The sequence below is a fragment of the Acinetobacter zhairuonensis genome, from assembly GCF_022601715.1.
Classification (GTDB): Bacteria; Pseudomonadota; Gammaproteobacteria; order Pseudomonadales; family Moraxellaceae; genus Acinetobacter.
In genome coordinates this window covers 67,311-86,221 of sequence record NZ_JAKVIM010000017.1, presented here as the reverse complement: position 1 = coordinate 86,221, position 18,911 = coordinate 67,311, and the positions used below count along the sequence as shown (strand labels likewise).

Annotated in this window: 18 protein-coding genes, 4 tRNA genes and 1 pseudogene; 2 read left to right on the top strand and 21 right to left on the bottom strand. The window is 43.1% G+C overall.

The features are described 5' to 3' along the window. From MKI85_RS13505 to MKI85_RS13415, 19 genes and pseudogenes are all read right to left on the bottom strand, one after another. Nucleotides 1-77: pseudogene (locus MKI85_RS13505) on the bottom strand (hypothetical protein); the annotation flags it as partial. 147 nt (nt 78-224) lie between these two features. Beyond that, a tRNA-Thr gene (locus MKI85_RS13500) sits at nt 225-299 on the bottom strand. A gap of 12 nt (nt 300-311) precedes the next feature. Then, a tRNA-Gly gene (locus MKI85_RS13495) sits at nt 312-387 on the bottom strand. 36 nt (nt 388-423) lie between these two features. Beyond that, nucleotides 424-507 (bottom strand) — tRNA-Tyr (locus MKI85_RS13490). A gap of 54 nt (nt 508-561) precedes the next feature. Continuing rightward, nucleotides 562-637 (bottom strand) — tRNA-Thr (locus tag MKI85_RS13485). A 99-nt stretch (nt 638-736) separates the two neighbouring features. After that, nucleotides 737-2,230, bottom strand: a complete 1,494-nt coding sequence (gene trpE, locus MKI85_RS13480; protein ID WP_241628330.1) for an anthranilate synthase component I — start codon at nt 2,228-2,230, stop codon at nt 737-739. Between the two features lie 115 nt (nt 2,231-2,345). Next, entirely contained in the window at nt 2,346-3,017 is a 672-nt protein-coding gene (locus MKI85_RS13475; RefSeq protein ID WP_241628328.1) for an HAD-IA family hydrolase, read from the bottom strand. Nucleotides 3,018-3,087: 70 nt separating this feature from the next. After that, nucleotides 3,088-3,771 (bottom strand): FHA domain-containing protein, encoded by a 684-nt coding sequence (locus MKI85_RS13470; protein ID WP_241628326.1) that lies wholly within the window; start codon nt 3,769-3,771, stop codon nt 3,088-3,090. 71 nt (nt 3,772-3,842) lie between these two features. Continuing rightward, complete coding sequence (gspD, locus tag MKI85_RS13465; protein ID WP_241628324.1) at nt 3,843-6,101, bottom strand: type II secretion system secretin GspD; 2,259 nt, start codon at nt 6,099-6,101, stop codon at nt 3,843-3,845. 42 nt (nt 6,102-6,143) lie between these two features. Continuing rightward, nucleotides 6,144-6,971 (bottom strand): type II secretion system protein N, encoded by an 828-nt coding sequence (locus tag MKI85_RS13460; protein ID WP_241628322.1) that lies wholly within the window; start codon nt 6,969-6,971, stop codon nt 6,144-6,146. After that, a complete protein-coding gene (gene gspN / locus MKI85_RS13455; protein WP_241628320.1) occupies nt 6,971-7,714 on the bottom strand; it encodes a type II secretion system protein N in 744 nt (247 codons plus the stop codon). Before gspN ends, MKI85_RS13460 begins: the two co-directional genes overlap by 1 nt. A 165-nt stretch (nt 7,715-7,879) precedes the next feature. Then, a complete protein-coding gene (locus MKI85_RS13450; protein ID WP_116763490.1) occupies nt 7,880-8,206 on the bottom strand; it encodes an H-NS histone family protein in 327 nt (108 codons plus the stop codon). A 150-nt stretch (nt 8,207-8,356) separates the two neighbouring features. Next, the gene (locus tag MKI85_RS13445) at nt 8,357-8,785 is read right to left on the bottom strand and encodes an acyl-CoA thioesterase (protein WP_241628319.1); all 429 of its coding nucleotides are present in this window, start codon (nt 8,783-8,785) and stop codon (nt 8,357-8,359) included. Between the two features lie 8 nt (nt 8,786-8,793). Beyond that, a complete protein-coding gene (locus MKI85_RS13440) occupies nt 8,794-9,987 on the bottom strand; it encodes a heme biosynthesis protein HemY (protein WP_241628318.1) in 1,194 nt (397 codons plus the stop codon). Between the two features lies 1 nt (nt 9,988). Beyond that, entirely contained in the window at nt 9,989-10,843 is an 855-nt protein-coding gene (locus MKI85_RS13435) for a hypothetical protein (protein ID WP_241628317.1), read from the bottom strand. Further along, entirely contained in the window at nt 10,840-11,619 is a 780-nt protein-coding gene (locus tag MKI85_RS13430; protein WP_241628316.1) for a uroporphyrinogen-III synthase, read from the bottom strand. The genes MKI85_RS13435 and MKI85_RS13430 overlap by 4 nt, the downstream gene beginning before the upstream one ends. A gap of 3 nt (nt 11,620-11,622) precedes the next feature. Beyond that, on the bottom strand, nt 11,623-12,540 hold the full coding sequence (hemC, locus tag MKI85_RS13425; RefSeq protein ID WP_241628315.1) for a hydroxymethylbilane synthase: 918 nt from the start codon (nt 12,538-12,540) through the stop codon (nt 11,623-11,625). 106 nt (nt 12,541-12,646) lie between these two features. Next, on the bottom strand, nt 12,647-13,384 hold the full coding sequence (locus MKI85_RS13420; protein WP_241628314.1) for a LytR/AlgR family response regulator transcription factor: 738 nt from the start codon (nt 13,382-13,384) through the stop codon (nt 12,647-12,649). A 56-nt stretch (nt 13,385-13,440) separates the two neighbouring features. After that, nucleotides 13,441-14,595 (bottom strand): sensor histidine kinase, encoded by a 1,155-nt coding sequence (locus tag MKI85_RS13415; protein WP_241628313.1) that lies wholly within the window; start codon nt 14,593-14,595, stop codon nt 13,441-13,443. On the opposite strand from MKI85_RS13415, the gene argH reads away from it, so the two are divergent. After that, nucleotides 14,586-16,016, top strand: a complete 1,431-nt coding sequence (gene argH / locus MKI85_RS13410) for an argininosuccinate lyase (protein ID WP_241628310.1) — start codon at nt 14,586-14,588, stop codon at nt 16,014-16,016. The genes MKI85_RS13415 and argH overlap by 10 nt on opposite strands. An 11-nt stretch (nt 16,017-16,027) precedes the next feature. Beyond that, nucleotides 16,028-16,300, top strand: coding sequence for an oxidative damage protection protein (locus MKI85_RS13405; RefSeq protein ID WP_241628309.1), 273 nt, complete (start codon nt 16,028-16,030; stop codon nt 16,298-16,300). 451 nt (nt 16,301-16,751) lie between these two features. Here the strand turns inward: MKI85_RS13405 and phoU are convergent, their stop codons facing one another. Both phoU and abuO read right to left on the bottom strand, forming a co-directional pair. Further along, nucleotides 16,752-17,474 (bottom strand): phosphate signaling complex protein PhoU, encoded by a 723-nt coding sequence (phoU, locus tag MKI85_RS13400; protein WP_241628307.1) that lies wholly within the window; start codon nt 17,472-17,474, stop codon nt 16,752-16,754. Between the two features lie 98 nt (nt 17,475-17,572). Further along, on the bottom strand, nt 17,573-18,895 hold the full coding sequence (abuO, locus tag MKI85_RS13395; RefSeq protein ID WP_241628305.1) for a multidrug efflux outer membrane protein AbuO: 1,323 nt from the start codon (nt 18,893-18,895) through the stop codon (nt 17,573-17,575). Nucleotides 18,896-18,911 lie beyond the last annotated feature (16 nt).

Sequence of the window (18,911 nt, the reverse complement as noted above, 5' to 3'; positions counted from 1 at the left end):
GTTTTACCATGGTCAACGTGACCGATTGTGCCCACGTTTACGTGTGGCTTATTACGTTCAAACTTAGCCTTAGCCATGTTTATATTCCTCGTTTACGTCGAACACACTTCTGAGAAAAGCTCAGCATCGACATATCGCCTAAAAAAGCAGACACCCAATACTTGAAAAGCAGACTAATAAGCCTGCTTTTTAAAATCTTTGTAGAATATCTACTAAACTGTATCTGGAGCTCTTATCGAGATTTGAACTCGAGACCTCTCCCTTACCAAGGGAGTGCTCTACCACTGAGCTATAAGAGCAATCTTCTTCGATGGAGCGGGAGACGAGGGTCGAACTCGCGACATGTAGCTTGGAAGGCTACCGCTCTACCAACTGAGCTACTCCCGCTTAATGTTGGTAATATACCACTTCAATCGAAGTTAATGGTGGTGAGAGAAGGATTCGAACCTTCGAAACTTTCGTAGCGGAGTTACAGTCCGCCCCCTTTGACCGCTCGGGAATCTCACCATTTCACACTTATTTCAGTGTTGCTCTTCACTTCACTACTACACACCTTTAAGATGGTGCCGGCACACGGATTCGAACTGTGGACCTACTGATTACAAGTCAGTTGCTCTACCAACTGAGCTATGCCGGCTCTTTCTTAGTGTTTCGTACGTTTCGTATCGGAACGGTGTGCAGTTTAGCAAAACTTAGAATCCTTGCAAGTGTTTTTTTCAAAAAAATTGCGAAAAACTTATAAAATCAATCCATTTGATGATAATTCAACCGCTTTGATCACTGCGCGAGCTTTTATTTGGGTTTCATTCCACTCAGATTCAGGATTTGAGTCCGCAACAAGCCCTGCTCCAGCCTGAACAAAGACCTTATTTTCACGAATTACACAGGTGCGAATCGCAATCGACATGTCCATTTCACCGTGCCAGCCTAAATAACCAACAGCTCCACCAAAAATTCCACGTTTTACTGGCTCAACTTCGTCAATAATTTCCATGGCACGGATTTTTGGCGCACCAGAAAGTGTTCCAGCAGGGAAAGTTGCTTTAAAAACATCCAATGCATCAACATCATCACGCACTACGCCTTGCACATTGGAGACGATATGCATTACATGTGAATAACGTTCGATCACCATTTGATCAGTCACCTGCACTTTACCAATTTTTGACACGCGACCAACATCATTACGCCCCAAATCAATCAGCATTAAATGCTCTGCGATTTCTTTTTCATCGGAAAGTAAATCTTTTTCTAAAGCCAAATCTTCTTCTTTGGTCTTCCCACGTGGACGTGTGCCTGCTAAAGGACGCACTGTAGCCACGCCATTCTCCAAACGCGATAAAATTTCTGGTGATGAACCAACAATATGGAACGGCTTCTGATCTTCTAGCGTCTGTCCTTGCACCAAGAACAAATATGGCGATGGATTTAAGTGACGTAAAGCACGATAAACCTGTAACGCTTCACCATCAAAATCTGAAACCATACGATGCCCAGGCACCACCTGCATCACATCCCCCGCACGGATATATTCTTTGACCGTTTCAATTGACTCTAAGAACTTTTCTTTGCCAGTTAACGATTCAAAATGCGGTGCTGTATGTTTCTTCGCCTGCAAACTCACAGGGGTTGCTAGCAACCTTTCTAATATATCGAGCTGAGTTTGCGCTTTAAAATAAGCTTCTGGATCATTCACATCGGCATGCACAATCAAAAACAAGGTGTCTTTTAAGTTATCAAACACAATGACGGTTTTAGACAGCATCATCCAGATATCAGGCAACCCAACTGGATCGGCTTCAGGTACATTGTTGAGACGTGGTTCAATATAACGGACGGCGTCATAGCCAAAATAACCTACTAAACCGCCCGTAAAGTTTGGTAAAGCAGGTAAATCTGCTTGTGTAGGCACTTTAAATTGCGATAGAAAATCACGAATGTATTCGAAAGGATCGGTACAGGCTTGCTTTTCATGTGAACCATCGACATGTTTAATGGTGAGTTGACCCGCATTACAGGAAAACACGGTGGATTCACCCAAACCGATAATGGAATAGCGTGCCCAGTTTTCACCACCCTCAACCGACTCAAATAAGTAGGCTTGCTTATGACCCTTTAAACGGGCAAAAACAGATAATGGAGTTTCGGTATCAGCCAAACGCTGGCGGTACACTGGAATCAGATTGTAGCCTTGCGCTTTTAATTGTTCGTATTGCACTTGAGTCGTCATGAGGTTCTCTTTAAATTTTCGAGTAGGGTCAATTCAATTTTTCGTTACATCAGACTGAGCGACGCCATCGAAATGCTTTACAACGACTCATGTGTCTTTATTCCTTATCTACAAATTATGCTTTGATTAATTCTCTTAAATCATCCACCACAAGTTGTGGTTGGCAATCCTGTATATCTTCACCATGATTATAACCATAGCTTACGACAATACAATCAATACCCGCACGTCGTGCTGCCTCAACATCATTACTCGAATCACCAAACATCAGGGTCTGAGATTTTTCAACCTGATACTCGTCCACACAATGCAGCAATTGACGAGGATGTGGCTTACGCTCTTCGAAACGATCACCACCGATTACATCGACAAAGTATTTGGACATGCCCAGTGTTTCAACAATCATACGTGCAGGTAGCTCAGGCTTATTGGTCACACAAATCATTTTCTTGTTCTGTTGCAAACCCCATTCCAGAAACTCCAGAATGCCATGGAATGGGCGTGTTTCGACACAAGGCTCTGCATTGTAAATCTGCAAAAAGGTATCCAGCAGTTGTTTGTGCTGTGCAGGATCAACTTCGCCTGTGAGATATTCCAAAGTACTGTGGCAGAAAATTGAAGTACCCTTACCCACCCAAACGCGGACTTGCTGTTCCGTGACCAGTGGTAGCTGTAGCACATTTAGACTCATATTCATTGCACGATATAAATCAGTCGCAGAGTCGACCAAAGTTCCATCCAAATCAAAGAGCATTAATTCACGGCGATCTAATTGTGCAATATTCATAAGCGACCCAAATTCTTTAGTAATAAAAAAGGCATGCCATAGCATGCCTTTATTGTAGGGATTTCCCAGATTATTTAAACATCACCCACGCCAAGATGGCTAAAATCACCAAAACAATAATCGTGATTAAACCCAGCGATGCATTTTTCTGTTGTGTATGCTCTTCTTCAACACGAGAAACAGGTTGCTCAACGGGAACTGGCTCTGGATTTGGAGTGACCTTAGACACGTCCACACCTTCTGGAATAGGTGCAGGTTTTGGTACAGCGACACTCTGCGGCATACCGTCACGGCTTAACTGCACATTGCTATCACGTTCAGTCAAGCTCGGCATGCCCTGATCATTCATCTGTTCTGCTACCGTTTTTTCTGCCGCTGTTTCAGATGGTGCAACCGCTTCCGCAGGCTGTTGTACTGCTACAGTTTCAGTTTCAGTTTCAGTTTCAACAACTTCTGCCATTTGCGCAGGGGCTAACACGGAAAATTTAAAACTCGCGAACTGAACAATATCACCATCATGCAACTGGCTTTCATTTTCAACTTTTAAGTCATTCACAAAAGTGCCATTGGATGAGTTTAAATCTTGCACCCATAAAGCCTGTTCTTTTAACAACAGTGCGGCATGTTTACGTGACACTTCTGCAGACTGCAGCAATACATCTGCTTCCTGATGACGCCCAACCAACATATCGTGGTCGATGCTGATCTCCTGCCCCGTGAATTCGCCCGTAATTGCCTGTATCTTCCAAGTCATCACATTATCTCTTTATGATTTTGCATCATCATACCATGCAAGTTGTACATTTCAATTTTGACCCTTCACCATTAAGACGCTGGGCGAACACTGATGGTGGTCACGGTATTTTTAGTTTTTTCAACTTCTGACTTAGGCGCAGGCGTATTGCTAATCACAGGTTCAATCGCAACAGGGGTAGTTACAGTCGCAGCATTGGATGGTTGTGCAGCAGAAGGCACTGCTTGATAAGGACTGGTACGTGGTGCGCCAGGTTTCACAGGCAATCGCTGCATATAGACATCATCCACCTGCTCAGGCAACTTGGCAAAGCTACCATCTTTATCCAACGCTAGCTGTAAGCTATACAGCTGGCTATAACGTTGCTGCGATAAGCGACGTACATCATCACCACTACCAACTATCGTGGGGTGGATAAAGACCAATAAATTGCGTTTCTGATTGGATTTTGAGTCGGATCTGAATAAGCGCCCGACACCAGGAATCGCCCCCAAACCCGGTACAGATTGACGACTATAAACCGAGTTATCCGAAATCAAACCACCGAGAACCACGGTTTGTCCATGTTCTGCCAAAATGGCGGTTTTAATGGCACGCTTACTGGTGACCAAGTCCGAAGCCTGACCTTTGCTATTTTTAACCCCAGAAACTTCCTGCTCCACTTCCAAGCGTACCGTGCCATTTTCCCCAATGTGCGGAATCACTTTCAGTGTGACACCCACATCTTTACGCTCAATGGTGGTATAGGGATTGACTGTACCATTACTGGTGCTCACCGAACCTGTGACAAACGGTACGTTCTCACCCACCACAATATAGGCTTCTTCGTTGTCCATAGTGACAATGGATGGGGTAGAAAGTAGATTTGACTTGGTATTTTCTTTGAGTGCCTGAATCAGCGCGCCATAAAGCTGACGTGAGCCATTGCTGCCTTCTTTATAATCTCCCAGCACCAATGAACTGCCTGCACTGGTCAATGCCTGCCCTAAACCAGAAGCACCGCCACTTAGATAACCTGCTGCCAAACTGGCTAGACTTGAACCCACATTATCAAAACTGATTAAACCGACCCCGCTGCTAATATCTCCCAAAGCCCATTGCACACCCAACTGATCTGCATCGGTGCCTTCGACTTCAATAATTGCTGCTTCAATGAGGACTTGTTGACGACGGATATCTAATTGCTGAATGGCAGATTCAATCTCACGCATCAATTGCGGATCGGCTTTGACCACTAAAGCATTTTGCGAACTGTCTGCAATAATACTGATGCCATTGGCATTAAAACTGGTGATGTTATTGGGGTTACTTCCTGAAGACCCGCCACCCAAGTTTATGGCAGGGGTTGAAATACTTGAGGAAGATGAACTACCCGAGGAAGTACTATTCGTATTCCCCAGCATACTGCTGTTCGAATTCGAAGCACTGTTCGCTTTACTCTCTGATCCTGAAACTGCTTGACCCGTTACGAGACCTTGTAAAATTTCAGCCAAATTTTTGGCACTGGCATATTTCAGACGGAAAACTTTCAATCCACCCAATCGGTCCGCAGCAGGCACATCTAACATTTCAATCAGTTGACGTAGGCGCTTACGAGTTGCTGTATCCCCTTTAATTAAGATGCGATTGGTACGGCTATCCGCAATCACACGCACGCGAGCACCTTTCAGATCTTTGGCTGCGCCTGTTGCCGTCATGGAATCCAACAAACCGATCATTTCTTCAGCTTGGCTGGATTGCAAAGTAATGGCTTCGATATCATGCTGGTCAGTACCATCTAAATTACGAACGATGGTTTCCAGTTGATAAATATTGTTGGCTCGATCCGAAACAATCAAGGCATTCGCCCCTGGCACAGCAGACAAATTTGCAAACTGTGGCATTAATGGGCGTAACGCAGGAATTAAATCATTGGCATTGGTATTTTCCAACCAGATCACACGCGTGACAATTTGATCCCCTGTGGCACGCTTTCGTGCATCGTAGGGAATACCTGAGCTTTTTACATTGCTGTCTGGAACAATTTTGACGGTATTCCCTGATGGAATGGCAACCACACCATTCACATTCAACACCCCTAGGAACAGGTCATAAACTTCACTTTTATTCAGTGGCTTATTGGAAATGACCGTGACATTGCCACGCACACGCGGGTCAACAGCAAAGTTTTTACCCGTAATATCGGCTACTTCATTAATAAATGCCGTTAAGTCTGCATCACGCAGGTTAATTTTCCATGTTTGCGCATAAGCACTACTACTGACAGCAGCAATCAAAGGCGCACTTGCGAGCAAAGCCCAAACTGGACGATTATTATGAAATAAAGCCATATACTTCTGTGTTTCCTAACCCTAGGGGCGATTTCTCATCATTTAAAAATTTTGTTGTATGGTCATCACTTGATCACCACGTTTTATTTCAAGTTTGACTTGCCCTGCTTGTTTGGCTTGTTCAAGTAATTGTGCATCATTCTGTCCCTGCCCCACATTTTGTCCATTTAAAGACAAAATCCGATCTCCAGGTTGCAACCCCAATGTATTGCGTAATGCTGCTGGCGTTTTACTGGTCACCTCATAGCCTTCACCAGTTGCCGACCCTACCCCCATATCCGTCAAAAACAGGTCACGGTTTTGTTGCATTTGCTGCACTGCCTGCCCCAATGCATGCTGAGTCGTCGTTGGTGCTGTAGCTGTAGGCAATGAGCTTGTCCCTACTGGCGGGACGATCGGTTGATCTAAACCATTCGCAATACGGTTAAACGCTACTTCGCGGGTTTGTCCTGCCAAATCCCGCAGTACAACATGATCCCAATACACTTCTGCCAACTGAAAAGTTGTACCTGCCAGTGTTTCACCGACACGATATCGATCTGCCACTTGATTGACTTTAATCACCGCAGAAGAGTATTGATTCGGATAGGACACCACTACGCCTTGCAGAGTCAAATTACTGAGATTACTCATGCTGGCAGTGTTAGATTCCTGAAACAAAGCAAACGTACTGATATTTGGAACTTGCGGTTGTTGTGAACCCAACTGTACACGCTCTAGCTGCATAGGCATTGGCGGAGCTACCCACAACCAAAAAATACTGGCCAATTTCCAGCTTAAATAGGTCAACAATAACGCCAAAAACCACGGTGCAAAACGGTCCAATTGCCCGATGTTGAGTTTCTGTAGTTTGATTTGTAAAGAACTCATCACATACCACCTTTCAGTAGCGGTTGACGTGAGCTCACTACATAAGTATCCAGACCTGCTTTGCCTTGATAAGAAGGCACATTCATTAACATGCGCTGAGTAATCTGCACATCGAGCATCAGATTCTTATCCAACAACAGATTTATCATTTTTTGGTCGCGTTGATCACGTACCTCAATATTCAGGGCTTGATCGCGATCCCTCAACGTTCCTTTTAAAGCTGGTATATTCATTTGCTCTTGGCGTTGTGCAAATTGATAGGAAAGTTCTCCACCAGTCCATTGCGTGGAACCTTCAGCGTGTTGAAAGCCTTGTGCTTTTTGATACTTAAACTGGATATCTTGCAGTTGAATCGGATTACTCGGCCATTGCCAATCTGCAACTCGCTTTAAGGTTTCGGGTGCAATTTCGCCAGAAAGCTCTTTAACCGTCCAACGCTGCCCCAAACCATAACCGACAATCCCTTGCAATTGGGTACGACCACTATGAATATTTACCTGAGCACCGAGTCGGAGTAACAATAGATCTAGGGGACGTACCTGCCAATTGAGTGAGCCATTTAATGCACCTTGATGCCAGTCCGCCTGCCCCTGCCAAATATTGCCACTGACATTTTGTAGCACTTGGTTATTTTTATAAAATTTAGAAACGAGCCAAGCTGCAGGAATTTGCAGCACTACGAAAAATAAAAAACTACTTAAGGCAAACATGCTCCATGCAAGGTGCTTATTTTTTTTTGTCATCCCACCACAACCAACATCACTATTATTCTTCCTGAAATATATATTTTATCTTTGCCACCCATTATGCACACTTTTTTTTCACCGCCAATTGATCAATATAAAAAAACCAAGCAGTTTTGCTTGGTTTAAATAATTTAATCAGATTGGATGACAATCTTATGAAGATTAGATGAGAAAATCTTCAAGTTTTGCACCTTTTTCCAATTCAGCCACTAACCAGCGCGGTTGTTTACCACGACCCGTCCAAGTTTCTGAAGCATCTGATTTATTGCGATAACGAGGTTCTACAGATTTACGAGTACTTTTCTTACGTTTAGTTGCGCCAAACTCTAAGATTTGTTCAATACTCAAACCTACTTTATCAGCAATATCCATAATCTGAGTATAAGCATCTTCAATCGCTTGATCTTTTTTAGAAACGATTAAGGCTTCCGCTTCTACTTGTAAACGCTTTAACTCTTCTACAGATAAATTACTAATGTCTGGCATCATATTAACTCCATTAAATACGATTTAATTTATAACACTGGATTATCATATTTTTATTAAACCCAATATTCAACACTTATATTTAAATTCACAACAATATACAAACAGTTTAAATAAGATAATCTAGATTCACTATTTAATATTGCATCAGAATTAAATTAAATGTCCAACCGCATGTTCCATTTTGAGAATTTTTTCACGAATATCCTCTGGGATTGCCGCTTTTTGCATATTATTTTGATCCACACACACGATCACCGCTTCTGCCGTTGCCACGAGTGCATTTTGTGCAGTGCTGAATAATTGATAGCTCATGCGCATCGCACTATTACGTAACTCTTCCACCCTGACCGCAATTTTTAATTGATCAGGATAAAATACCGGACGTAAATATTTGCACTGATTTGATGCAACGACAGTTAATACCTTTTGTTCAAATATATTTAATGCATCAAAATAATCAATTCGTGCACTTTCAATATAGCGATAATACATCACATTATTTACGTGACCAAAAGCATCCATATCCCCCCATGCTACATTTTGCTCATACACGACTGGATATTCACTGAATAAAGACATATATTCCCTTAAATCTTAATTTTTACAAAATTTGCATTATTTTCAAAGATAAAATTTAACTGCTGAATCAAATCTTCACGATTTTTCAACGTCGATTTAATCCGCAAATAATTCATGAGTACATTATCAGGATATAAAGTTAATAATTCATCTGCTTTATTGAACCGACCAGTCGCGTCATAGACATGCCATTTAGCAAAGGTTAAAACAGGCAAAGATGGATACTTCAATTCCCAGTCCTGAATATGCTGTTCTACATCACTATAATTCGGCACTTGTTTTAACAGTTGCTGCTGGAACCACAAATAAAACACTTCTGCATTAAATTGCTGATCAAGCAAATGTAAGGCCAAATCTTCATGTTGCTGACTTAAATCGGGTAAGCGCGACAATAATTTCAACCATAAGGTTTTAATGGAATAGCTACGGGTTTCGATTTCTGTCGACAAATCTAAATAGCGCTGCTGTAAATCTTGCAAATTTTCTACACTGGCACGATCAAACTGCTGTAACAGTTGTTCTAACCAAGCTTGCTTGGTGGCTTCATCCAGATGACCATATTGCATGGAACGTAAATATTGCCAAGGAAACTGTACCGCAAAAGCGCCCCATAACTCAGTTAAACGCTGCTCATAGGCCGTTTGTACATCTTTCAACCATGGAGAAAGTTCATGCTGGGTTAAAAACTCAAGATGCGTCAGTGCCTGTTCTGCATCCTGTTGTGCAAGAAAAACCTGAATCCGCTGAATTTCTGCCAACTCAAATGCCATAGCATGACTGTGACTTAATACCGACAAGGCTTCACGATATTGTTGCTGCATCAAGTACAAACGCGAATCAATCACACCACGCAACAATCCCGACTGGGTGAATGCATTTTGAATAAACTGCTGTTGTTCACGCCCTGCATCTAGGAGCCAAATCACAGCCAATTGCTCATACGGATGCAAGGTTTTGAAGTCATAAATTTCCGTTTGCTTTCGTTGCTCACGGGTAAAATAGCGTTTGAGCAATAACCACATCAGCTGAAAGATAAAACCCAATACAGCCAATACGATAAACACGAACCAAACATTGCTCTGGAGTTGCCATTCACGCCAGTAAATATAGACATACCCTGCACCATAGCCATAACTCAACACACTGAGTAATGCGATCAGAATCAGGCAGATAAATGCATAAGCCAAAAGAATCTGTTTCATATTAAGACCCTAGCAAAGCGCGCGTATTCAGGACAGGCATCGGAATAATACTAAAGCCTTTGATTCTTTCGACTTGCTGACGCAATTTCTGCGCTTGTGCATCAGGCAAGCTGGCTAAAATCTGGATGATCTCATTCAAATCTTTTTGATATGCCAAGTACTGTCCCTGCGTTAATGCCTCCCGCGCGACCAATAACCGCAACTGTACTTCTTTTAAAATAATGGCACGTTGCATCAATTGTGTTGCAGGCTGAGTGGCGGGTTGCAATACAAACCAGCGTTGCCAGAAAGAGCGGCTCTCCGCACTCACAGGATGCATTTGCCCTTGTTTGATTTCTTGGGTTAAAACCAAGTCAAGTTGTTGTGATAATTGTTGTATTTGTTGCTGTTGTTCTGTCCGCGCTTGCACTGTTTGCTGGATCAATTTCTGATCTTTTGCAATCGCTTGATGCAAACTTTGTTTTAGGGCTGGTGCTAAAGCATACTGCTCCAGTTTCACATTCAGCTGAGCCAACTTTTCTAAAGCATAATGATATTGCTGTTGCTGTAAGGCAAAATCCACCAAGTCTAATTGTTGACGAACCAATATCATCGGATCAATCTGTAGCATGGTATTTGCTACTGGTGTACCCGCGGCAGCAGACGCTGATTCAGCCGCAGCTGCTGGTTCAGGCGGATTGGGATTCTGGCGTTGCAACGCCACAAGTTGATCGTTCAGACTGGCGCTATTACTTTCTAATTGCTGCAATGTGTTCTGCATGACCGTCTGGGTTTGAGTCAATTGAAAAAGGTCATAACTGAGTTTGGCAATCCATGCCACACAGACCAAAATCACAATAATTAAAAACTTTTTCATGCATTTCTCGGCATTGCCCGCAGGCATTGCAATATCGTTTCAGTACTTAAATCGGATAATAAATGAAGATGGAATGCTAAATGCTGCTGCGCTTGCGCTTTGAACAGCAGTTGAAACAACCGCTCACCCAGCACCATAAAGTGCCCATGTGCAAAGAGGGCTGGATGGGTTTGCATCAGAGCCAGCCAGTTCAACCAACTGGCTTCACTGCTAATCAGCACACTATAAGACTGATGTTGTTGTAATTGTGCGACAACTTGCTCAAAATTTTTCATCGTTTGCGTCGGACAACGACGCTGATACAAAATAAAATTTAAAATCGACACACCCTGTTGTTGCAGGTTCTCCATCATAAATTGGCGTCCACCCTGCCCTCGCCAAAAAGCAATACATGAAGATGAAGATAAATTCTGCAGTAATGGAATTTGCAACATGCCCTCTGAGGTTTCAACTTCAGGTACATGACTTTGAATCCCATATGCTGCCAGAGCTTGCGCAGTTTTTTCTCCAACGGCGATCCATTGTAGGGCTTGTAGATCCTGCAAGGTCAATCCACTCTGTTGCAAGCCAGCCATTCCAAATTCAACCGCCGAAGGACTGACCACGACTATACAGCTTGCCTGTGGCAACTGCAGATACAAGCTCTGCAACGCTGTAGACCAAGCACACGGTTCCAATTCCAATAAAGGCAACTCTAAAACTTGAATACCTGCTTGCTGCAAGGCAAAGCTCAGCTCAGTCGCGCGTGCTTTGGGGCGAGTATTAATAAATAACATAGCTTAATGTAAAGCTCGTAACAGCTCTCCAGCACCTAAATCTAATAAGCGTTTTGCCAGAGTTTCACCCAATTGCTCTGCTTCCGTCACAGGTCCTCGTAATTCAGCAACCAATAACTGAGCACCATCCACACTCCCAACGCGACCTTCCAGATGTAACTGGTCAGCTTGCAGCGTTGCATAACCTGCAATCGGCACCTGACAGCCTCCTTCTAAATACGCATTAAAAGCACGTTCTGCACGGACACAGGCTGAAGTTTCGGCATGCAATAACGGTTGGATTAAATCTAAGACGTGTTGATCATCCGCTCGACATTCCAATCCTAGCGCGCCTTGTCCAACCGCTGGCAAACTCACACTTGCAGGCAAAGAATGGCGAATACGTTCTGCAAGCCCGAGACGTTTTAATCCGGCACTGGCCAAAATAATCGCATCATATAAACCTGCATCCAGCTTAGACAGGCGCGTGCCGACGTTGCCACGCAAATCAATGATTTCAAGGTCTGGACGCTGTTTTAATATCTGACACTTACGGCGCAAACTTGAGGTTCCCACTTTAGCACCCTGTGGCAAGTCGTCAAAATGCGCATAACTGTTTGAGACAAAGGCATCAAAAGGATCTTCTCGCTCACAAATCACTGCCAGACTTAAACCTTCAGGCAGCGCCATCGGAACATCTTTCATGGAATGTACCGCCAGATCAGCGCGACCATCCAATAAAGCGGCTTCTAGCTCTTTTACAAATAAGCCTTTACCGCCGATTTTTGCCAGTGGGGTATCTAAAATTTTATCGCCTTGAGTCACAAATGTTACCAATTCTACTTTTAGATCGGCATAACGCTCCTCTAAGCTAGAACGAATAAATTCTGCCTGCCATAAAGCAAGAGGGCTTTGGCGTGTTGCAATCTTCAAAGTTTTCATAAATTTTTAGATACATTGAATGAAGTCAGTTATTCTAAACTTAACTTGCAAACTTTAAAATGCAAGCAGAATTACCAATTCCATGCGTGAAATCGCACATTCACGTTCAAAGCTTCTGAATTCGCTCACGCAAATACGGTAAATGGCGTCGACTTACCGATAAACGCTCATCCAATTCACGACAACGCACCTGATATTGCCCAGAATTAATCAGCTCCAAACCCTCCAAATAATGCACCGAAACTAAGGCATTGCGATGGATGCGGATAAACTGATGACCAAACTCCAGTTCCAAATCTTTTAAGGTTTCATCAATCAGTACACTGCCATTTTTATGGCGGACCGTGACATATTTTTGATCGGCTAAAAAATAATAAATATTTTCGACGGGCACCAATTCCACACCACGATAAGTTTTCGCCGCGATTTGATGACGTTGTTCTTGATTATCCATATCTTCTTTTTGTTCTAAGTGACTTACCTGCGCTTGGGTGAGTTTCGTCAGTTGATCCAAAACCTGCTGCAATTCCTGTTGCATAATCGGTTTTAGCAAATAGCCCTCAGCATGAGATTTAAATGCATCTAAGGCATGCTGATCGTACGCTGTACAAAACACAATGGCGGGTGAAGGTTCTAACTGACGTAAATATTGCGCACAGGTCAAACCATCCATTTCTGGCATTTGAATATCTAACAACACCACATCGGGTTGATAAAATTGCACCATTTCAATTGCTTGCTGGCCGTAGCCTGCTGTTGCAATCACTTGATGCCCCATTTGTGTGACCAATCTGGATAAACGCTCTACTGCAAGAGGCTCATCATCACAAATTAGGATGTCCATTCTTACTCCTTCATTCAGTTAACGTCGTTTATTTTTATAAGTTAACTGCCACTGTTCTACTTATACGGATATTGCACCACAGTGGTATACATCCCATCCCCTGCAAAGGTTCGAAAGATGACCGCACGCCCATAATATGCCATCAGGCGTTGTTTTACATTATCAATGGCAATACCGTGTCCTTGTCGTAAATTTATTTTATCCTGTATGTAGGGGTTTGTAATGACGATATTGACTTGATTGTGTGTAATTTCGACCAATACGCTGACGGTACTGGCGGATAGATTTTGCTCAACTCCATGAAAAATACTATTTTCTAGCAAAGGTTGTAACGTCAGTAGCGGAATTTGCACCTGTGAAAATAATTCAGGATGAAGTAACTTCCACTCTAAATGTAAGCGCTTCCCTAGGCGAATTTGCTCAATCGCTAAATAACGTTGACACAATTCAATTTCATCTTGCAGCTTGACCAATTTTAATTCTTGAAAGCTGGCACGAAATAAGCGCGATAAATCCAGAAGCATCTGCTCCGCCTTATCGGGATCAACTGCAATTAAACTGATGGCACTATTTAAGCTATTAAATAAAAAATGTGGATGAATTCTTGCCTGCATCGCCTGAATGCGGGCATTTAACTCGCTATGCTGCTGCCGTGTCCATTGCTCCCGAATATACAAATAGCGGAAACAAAAGGCACCCAACAAGCCGCCATAACTTAAATGCAGAATCACACCCTGCAATGCCGTTCCCAAGGTTAAATCCCTAAAGGTAAAGTTCTGCCCAAAAAATAAAAATACATTTAAAATTAAGGTAGTGCTAAAAATAATACCTTGCAATAAAACAAAACCAAACACCAGCAAAGCGGTGAGTCCCCACTGTTGCAAGCGCGGTTGTATGCGCTCAATAATGGCGGTAAAAGACAGTAGTACCCAATTGATATACAATATAAACATCACGACTTGCGACAAACTTAATGCTTGCCATGAATGCGCTTCTGCTAAAGCCAGTAAAATGGCTAAAAGATTTCCCGCAACACACAACTCAGCTAAATTCTGCCAACGTCCTGCCGTGCTAAAAAAATAAGAATAAGTAGGTTCAGATTGATTTTGTCTGAAAGAATGCGCTGCTTGGACTTCGGCAACTGCTTTTGAATTTGCTATACTCTGTTTGATTTGCCGATTTTTTATTTTACTGAGCCGACATGACCACATCTTCTAATTCCTCTAATCCGTCACAAGCCCAGACTTCTGGCATGTGGGGCGGTCGTTTTACGGAAGCGACTGACGCTTTTGTTGCAGAATTTACCGCATCTGTTCAATTTGACCAACGCTTTTATAAACAAGATATTGCAGGCTCAATCGCCCACGCAACTATGTTGGCAAAAGTTGGCGTACTGACTGAATCTGAACGTGATGACATTATTCAGGGTTTAAGTACCATTCAAGCCGAAATTGAAGCGGGTCATTTTGAATGGCGTATTGACTTGGAAGATGTGCATATGAATATTGAGTCACGCCTGACTCAACGCATTGGCATCACCGGTAAAAAATTACATACAGGTCGTAGCCGTAACGACCAAGTGGCAACCGATATCCGTCTTTATGTCCGTGACGAAATTGATGCTATCTTAGAATTGCTGGCAAAATTGCAAAAAGGGATTCTGTCGTTAGCGGCAAAAAATACCGACACCATTATGCCAGGTTTCACCCATCTACAAACTGCACAACCTGTGACTTTTGGTCATCATCTGTTGGCATGGTTTGAAATGTTGGTGCGTGATTCTGAGCGTTTAATTGACTGCCGTAAGCGTGTGAATCGTATGCCATTAGGCTCTGCTGCGCTTGCTGGTACCACTTACCCAATCGACCGTGCATTTACTGCTGAATTGCTTGGCTTTGAAGCGGTGTCTGAAAACTCACTCGATGCTGTTTCTGACCGTGACTTCGGTATTGAATTTAATGCTGCAGCATCACTCATCATGATGCATTTATCGCGCATGTCAGAAGAACTCATTTTGTGGACCTCTGCACAATTTAAATTTGTGAATATCCCAGACCGTTTCTGCACAGGTTCTTCAATTATGCCGCAGAAGAAAAACCCTGATGTTCCAGAATTGGTGCGTGGTAAAACAGGTCGTGTCTACGGTGATCTGATGAGCCTATTGACCCTAATGAAAAGTCAGCCATTGGCTTACAACAAAGACAACCAAGAAGATAAAGAACCGCTATTTGATGCCATCGATACCGTTCGTGGCTCGCTCATGGCTTTTGCCGACATGATTCCGGCTTTAGTCCCGAACATTGAGATCATGCGTGAAGCTGCGCTACGTGGTTTCTCGACTGCAACTGACTTAGCCGATTATCTGGTGAAAAACGGCGTTGCATTCCGTGATGCGCATGAAATTGTCGGCAAAGCGGTAGCGCTTGGGGTACAAGAAGGTAAAGATTTATCTGAATTAACCCTTGAACAACTTCAGCAGTTCTCTGATTTGATTCAAGCAGATGTATTTGAAAAAGCTTTAACACTTGAAGCATCAGTCAATGCACGTAATCACATTGGTGGCACAGCCCCTGCTCAAGTTGAAGCGGCAATTGCACGTGCGCATCTTCGTTTAGAAAAGCTTTACGCTTAAGGAGCGTTAATATGTCTCGCCAAGTATTTTGCCGTAAATATCAAAAAGAGATGGAAGGTTTAGATTTTGCTCCATTCCCTGGCGCCAAAGGTGAAGAGCTGTTGAATAACATCTCTAAACAGGCATGGCAAGAATGGTTAAAGCACCAGACCACGCTCATTAATGAAAAGCGTTTAAATGTGTTTGAACCTGAAGCGAAGAAGTTTTTAGAAGAACAGCGTGAAAAGTTCTTCAGCAATGACAGCAGCATTGAAACTGCCGAAGGCTGGAAACCTGAAGCTTAAGCTTTAGTATGTTTTATCTTCAAAAGACCAGCATCAGTGCTGGTCTTTTTTATGATCATCAACTTGAATTTTATCGAATTAAAATACATTTCTATCAAGCTTTGGGATGATCATTATGATTTCAAGGGATCATATAAAAAAAGCTACATATCCATAAATAAGGCTACATTTACACACAATATCCTACATGAGTCATGTGCAGCATCTCACTATAATGACAGTTAAGGAGATGGAGACATCTCTGAATACAAAAAAAATATCCCCCAAATTCATTTTCTTCCCAGATTTCCCCCAAAGTCTGGGATTTTTTTTAACTTGCGCCCTCTAGTAAATTAATCCCTCTATTTCAAACCGCATCCACACCATAAAAAAGACCCATACATTTCATGCATGAGTCTTTAGAAAATAGCTTCGACTTTAAATCAACAATCCCAACTTAAAGTCTAAATCCTTAGCGTTCTTGTACTTTTTCTTCAATTTCAGCCACACTGGTATGGCGCACATCCAAACCTTTCACCATATAGATGACTTGCTCGGAAATATTACGGGCATGATCACCAATACGCTCGAGTGAACGCAAGACCCACATCACATTAATCACACGTGAAATATGACGCGGATCTTCAATCATATAGGTCATTAAGGTACGCGTTGCCGACTGGTATTCACGGTCAATATCGGCATCCGCCAACATGACTCGTAAGGCTTGATCGACATCTAACCGTGCAAATGCATCCAAGGCATCATGAATCATGACACGTACTTGGTTGCCAATATGGCGGGTTTCCATATAGCCGCGTGGTGAACCCCCTTCTTCACACAAGCTTTGTGCAATCCGGCCGATTTTTGCAGCTTCATCTCCAATACGCTCTAAATCGGTATTGGCCTTACTCATGGCAATCACCATACGTAAGTCAATTGCAGCGGGATGACGGCGCGCGAGAATTAAGGTCAGTGCTTCATCAATTTCCCGTTCATAGCGATTCACGGTATTGTCTTGATACTGTACATCAATCGCCAGATTCGCATCGGTATCTAACAGCGCATGAATTGAATTCGCCACTTGCTGCTCAACTAACCCACCCATGGTCATAAATTTGGTATTGACCGCCTGTAAATCTTCGTTAAATTGCGAAGAAATATGATGGTTTAAAACAGGGTTACTTGGGCTCAAAATGCATACTCCACAACAGCGGTTAAAGACAAACGCTTTCGCTCAATATTAAAGCATATCTATTATGAACATTTGATGACAACACAAATATCACCTTACTATTTTTCGACCAGCCAGACATTCATTTTTTCCAGCTCGTGCTCATTCAATTGTCCAACCGCAGCTTTTAAACGCAGGACATTCAAAATATAGTCATATTTGGCATTTACATAGTCTTGCTTGGTTGAAAATGCATTGCGCTGCGCCAGCAATACATCCACCATGGTTTTTAAACCTTCCTGATATTGTGCCTGCGAAGCCTCTGAAACCACCTGAGAAGACTGCATCGCCGCCTGACGCGCCTCAAGTTTGGCTTGGTCGGTTTCAACCTGATAATAAGCTTTTTTCACCTCAGTTTGAGTCTTACGAATAGCCGCCTCTAATTGTGCTTCAGTCTTACGTACATTAACCGCTGCTTTTTGAATGGAACGCTGGGTTGTGCCTCCCGTAAAGGCATTCCAGTTCATTTCAATGCCAATCTGGTCAAATTGACCATCACTGGAAAGCACACTCGAAGGTTGCTGCTGGGTATAACCATAAGTCCCCACTGCTTCGAGTTGTGGATACAGTGCAGCTTTTTCCACCCGCTTCTGGTCTTCTGCATAACGCTGTTGTAAGCGCGCTTGCTGTATTTCCAGATTGTGCGTACGCGCCAAATCTTCCCATGCAGTCAGTTGCGCTGGATGGGGCTTTTGATAAACAAAATCATCCCGTATCACCGCCAAGTTTTCCCGATAAGGTCCGATCAGTTGTTGTAGTTGCTCTTGAGCCAAAAGTAACTGGACTTGAGTCGAGATACGATTTGCACGTGCGTTCTGGTACTGTGCCTGCGCCTCACTGACATCACTTTTCGCAACCAAGCCCTCCCGCAATTTGGCATTCATCATATTCAATTGCTGCAATAAAGCTTGTTCTTCTTGTAGATAGGCTTGGGTCAAACTTTGCTGACGTAACACATCAAAATAGCTTTCCGCCACCGTTAAAATATGCTGCTGTTGCTGTAACTTTAAGGTCACTTCACTCAAATTGACCGAAGTTTCCACCTGCTTGTAGCCTTCCCAGGCATCCCAACGAAACAAAGGCTGGCGTGCCGTCACTGCAATTTGATGTGTGGTCGTAGCGGAAGGAATGGACAAACTCGCTTGCGCTGCATCTGAATTCTGCTGTGCTTTACGGATACTGCTGCCTGAAACGGTGATGGTTGGTAATAAATTGCCTTTGGCGATACCCAAATTGAGTTGATCTGCTTCGTACTGCAACTTGTTCGCCTGCCAATTTGGATCGGTCTGTTGCGCTCTGGCATAAGCCTGTACCAAGTCCAATGCATGTGCCTCAAAACCAAACCCACATAAAGACAAACCAAGCAGCCAATGTTTTTTCATTCTTATCCCTGATGTA

Coding starts and splice junctions, on each gene's coding strand:
- MKI85_RS13420 (WP_241628314.1), bottom strand. CDS start 13,384: ATGGACATCCTAATTTGTGATGATGAGCCTCTTGCAGTAGAGCGTTTA.
- MKI85_RS13470 (WP_241628326.1), bottom strand. CDS start 3,771: ATGACTTGGAAGATACAGGCAATTACGGGCGAATTCACGGGGCAGGAG.
- trpE (WP_241628330.1), bottom strand. CDS start 2,230: ATGACGACTCAAGTGCAATACGAACAATTAAAAGCGCAAGGCTACAAT.
- MKI85_RS13430 (WP_241628316.1), bottom strand. CDS start 11,619: ATGTTATTTATTAATACTCGCCCCAAAGCACGCGCGACTGAGCTGAGC.
- MKI85_RS13475 (WP_241628328.1), bottom strand. CDS start 3,017: ATGAATATTGCACAATTAGATCGCCGTGAATTAATGCTCTTTGATTTG.
- MKI85_RS13415 (WP_241628313.1), bottom strand. CDS start 14,595: ATGTGGTCATGTCGGCTCAGTAAAATAAAAAATCGGCAAATCAAACAG.
- MKI85_RS13440 (WP_241628318.1), bottom strand. CDS start 9,987: ATGAAACAGATTCTTTTGGCTTATGCATTTATCTGCCTGATTCTGATC.
- hemC (WP_241628315.1), bottom strand. CDS start 12,540: ATGAAAACTTTGAAGATTGCAACACGCCAAAGCCCTCTTGCTTTATGG.
- MKI85_RS13405 (WP_241628309.1), top strand. CDS start 16,028: ATGTCTCGCCAAGTATTTTGCCGTAAATATCAAAAAGAGATGGAAGGT.
- gspN (WP_241628320.1), bottom strand. CDS start 7,714: ATGACAAAAAAAAATAAGCACCTTGCATGGAGCATGTTTGCCTTAAGT.
- abuO (WP_241628305.1), bottom strand. CDS start 18,895: ATGAAAAAACATTGGCTGCTTGGTTTGTCTTTATGTGGGTTTGGTTTT.
- gspD (WP_241628324.1), bottom strand. CDS start 6,101: ATGGCTTTATTTCATAATAATCGTCCAGTTTGGGCTTTGCTCGCAAGT.
- MKI85_RS13445 (WP_241628319.1), bottom strand. CDS start 8,785: ATGTCTTTATTCAGTGAATATCCAGTCGTGTATGAGCAAAATGTAGCA.
- argH (WP_241628310.1), top strand. CDS start 14,586: ATGACCACATCTTCTAATTCCTCTAATCCGTCACAAGCCCAGACTTCT.
- MKI85_RS13450 (WP_116763490.1), bottom strand. CDS start 8,206: ATGATGCCAGACATTAGTAATTTATCTGTAGAAGAGTTAAAGCGTTTA.
- MKI85_RS13435 (WP_241628317.1), bottom strand. CDS start 10,843: ATGAAAAAGTTTTTAATTATTGTGATTTTGGTCTGTGTGGCATGGATT.
- MKI85_RS13460 (WP_241628322.1), bottom strand. CDS start 6,971: ATGAGTTCTTTACAAATCAAACTACAGAAACTCAACATCGGGCAATTG.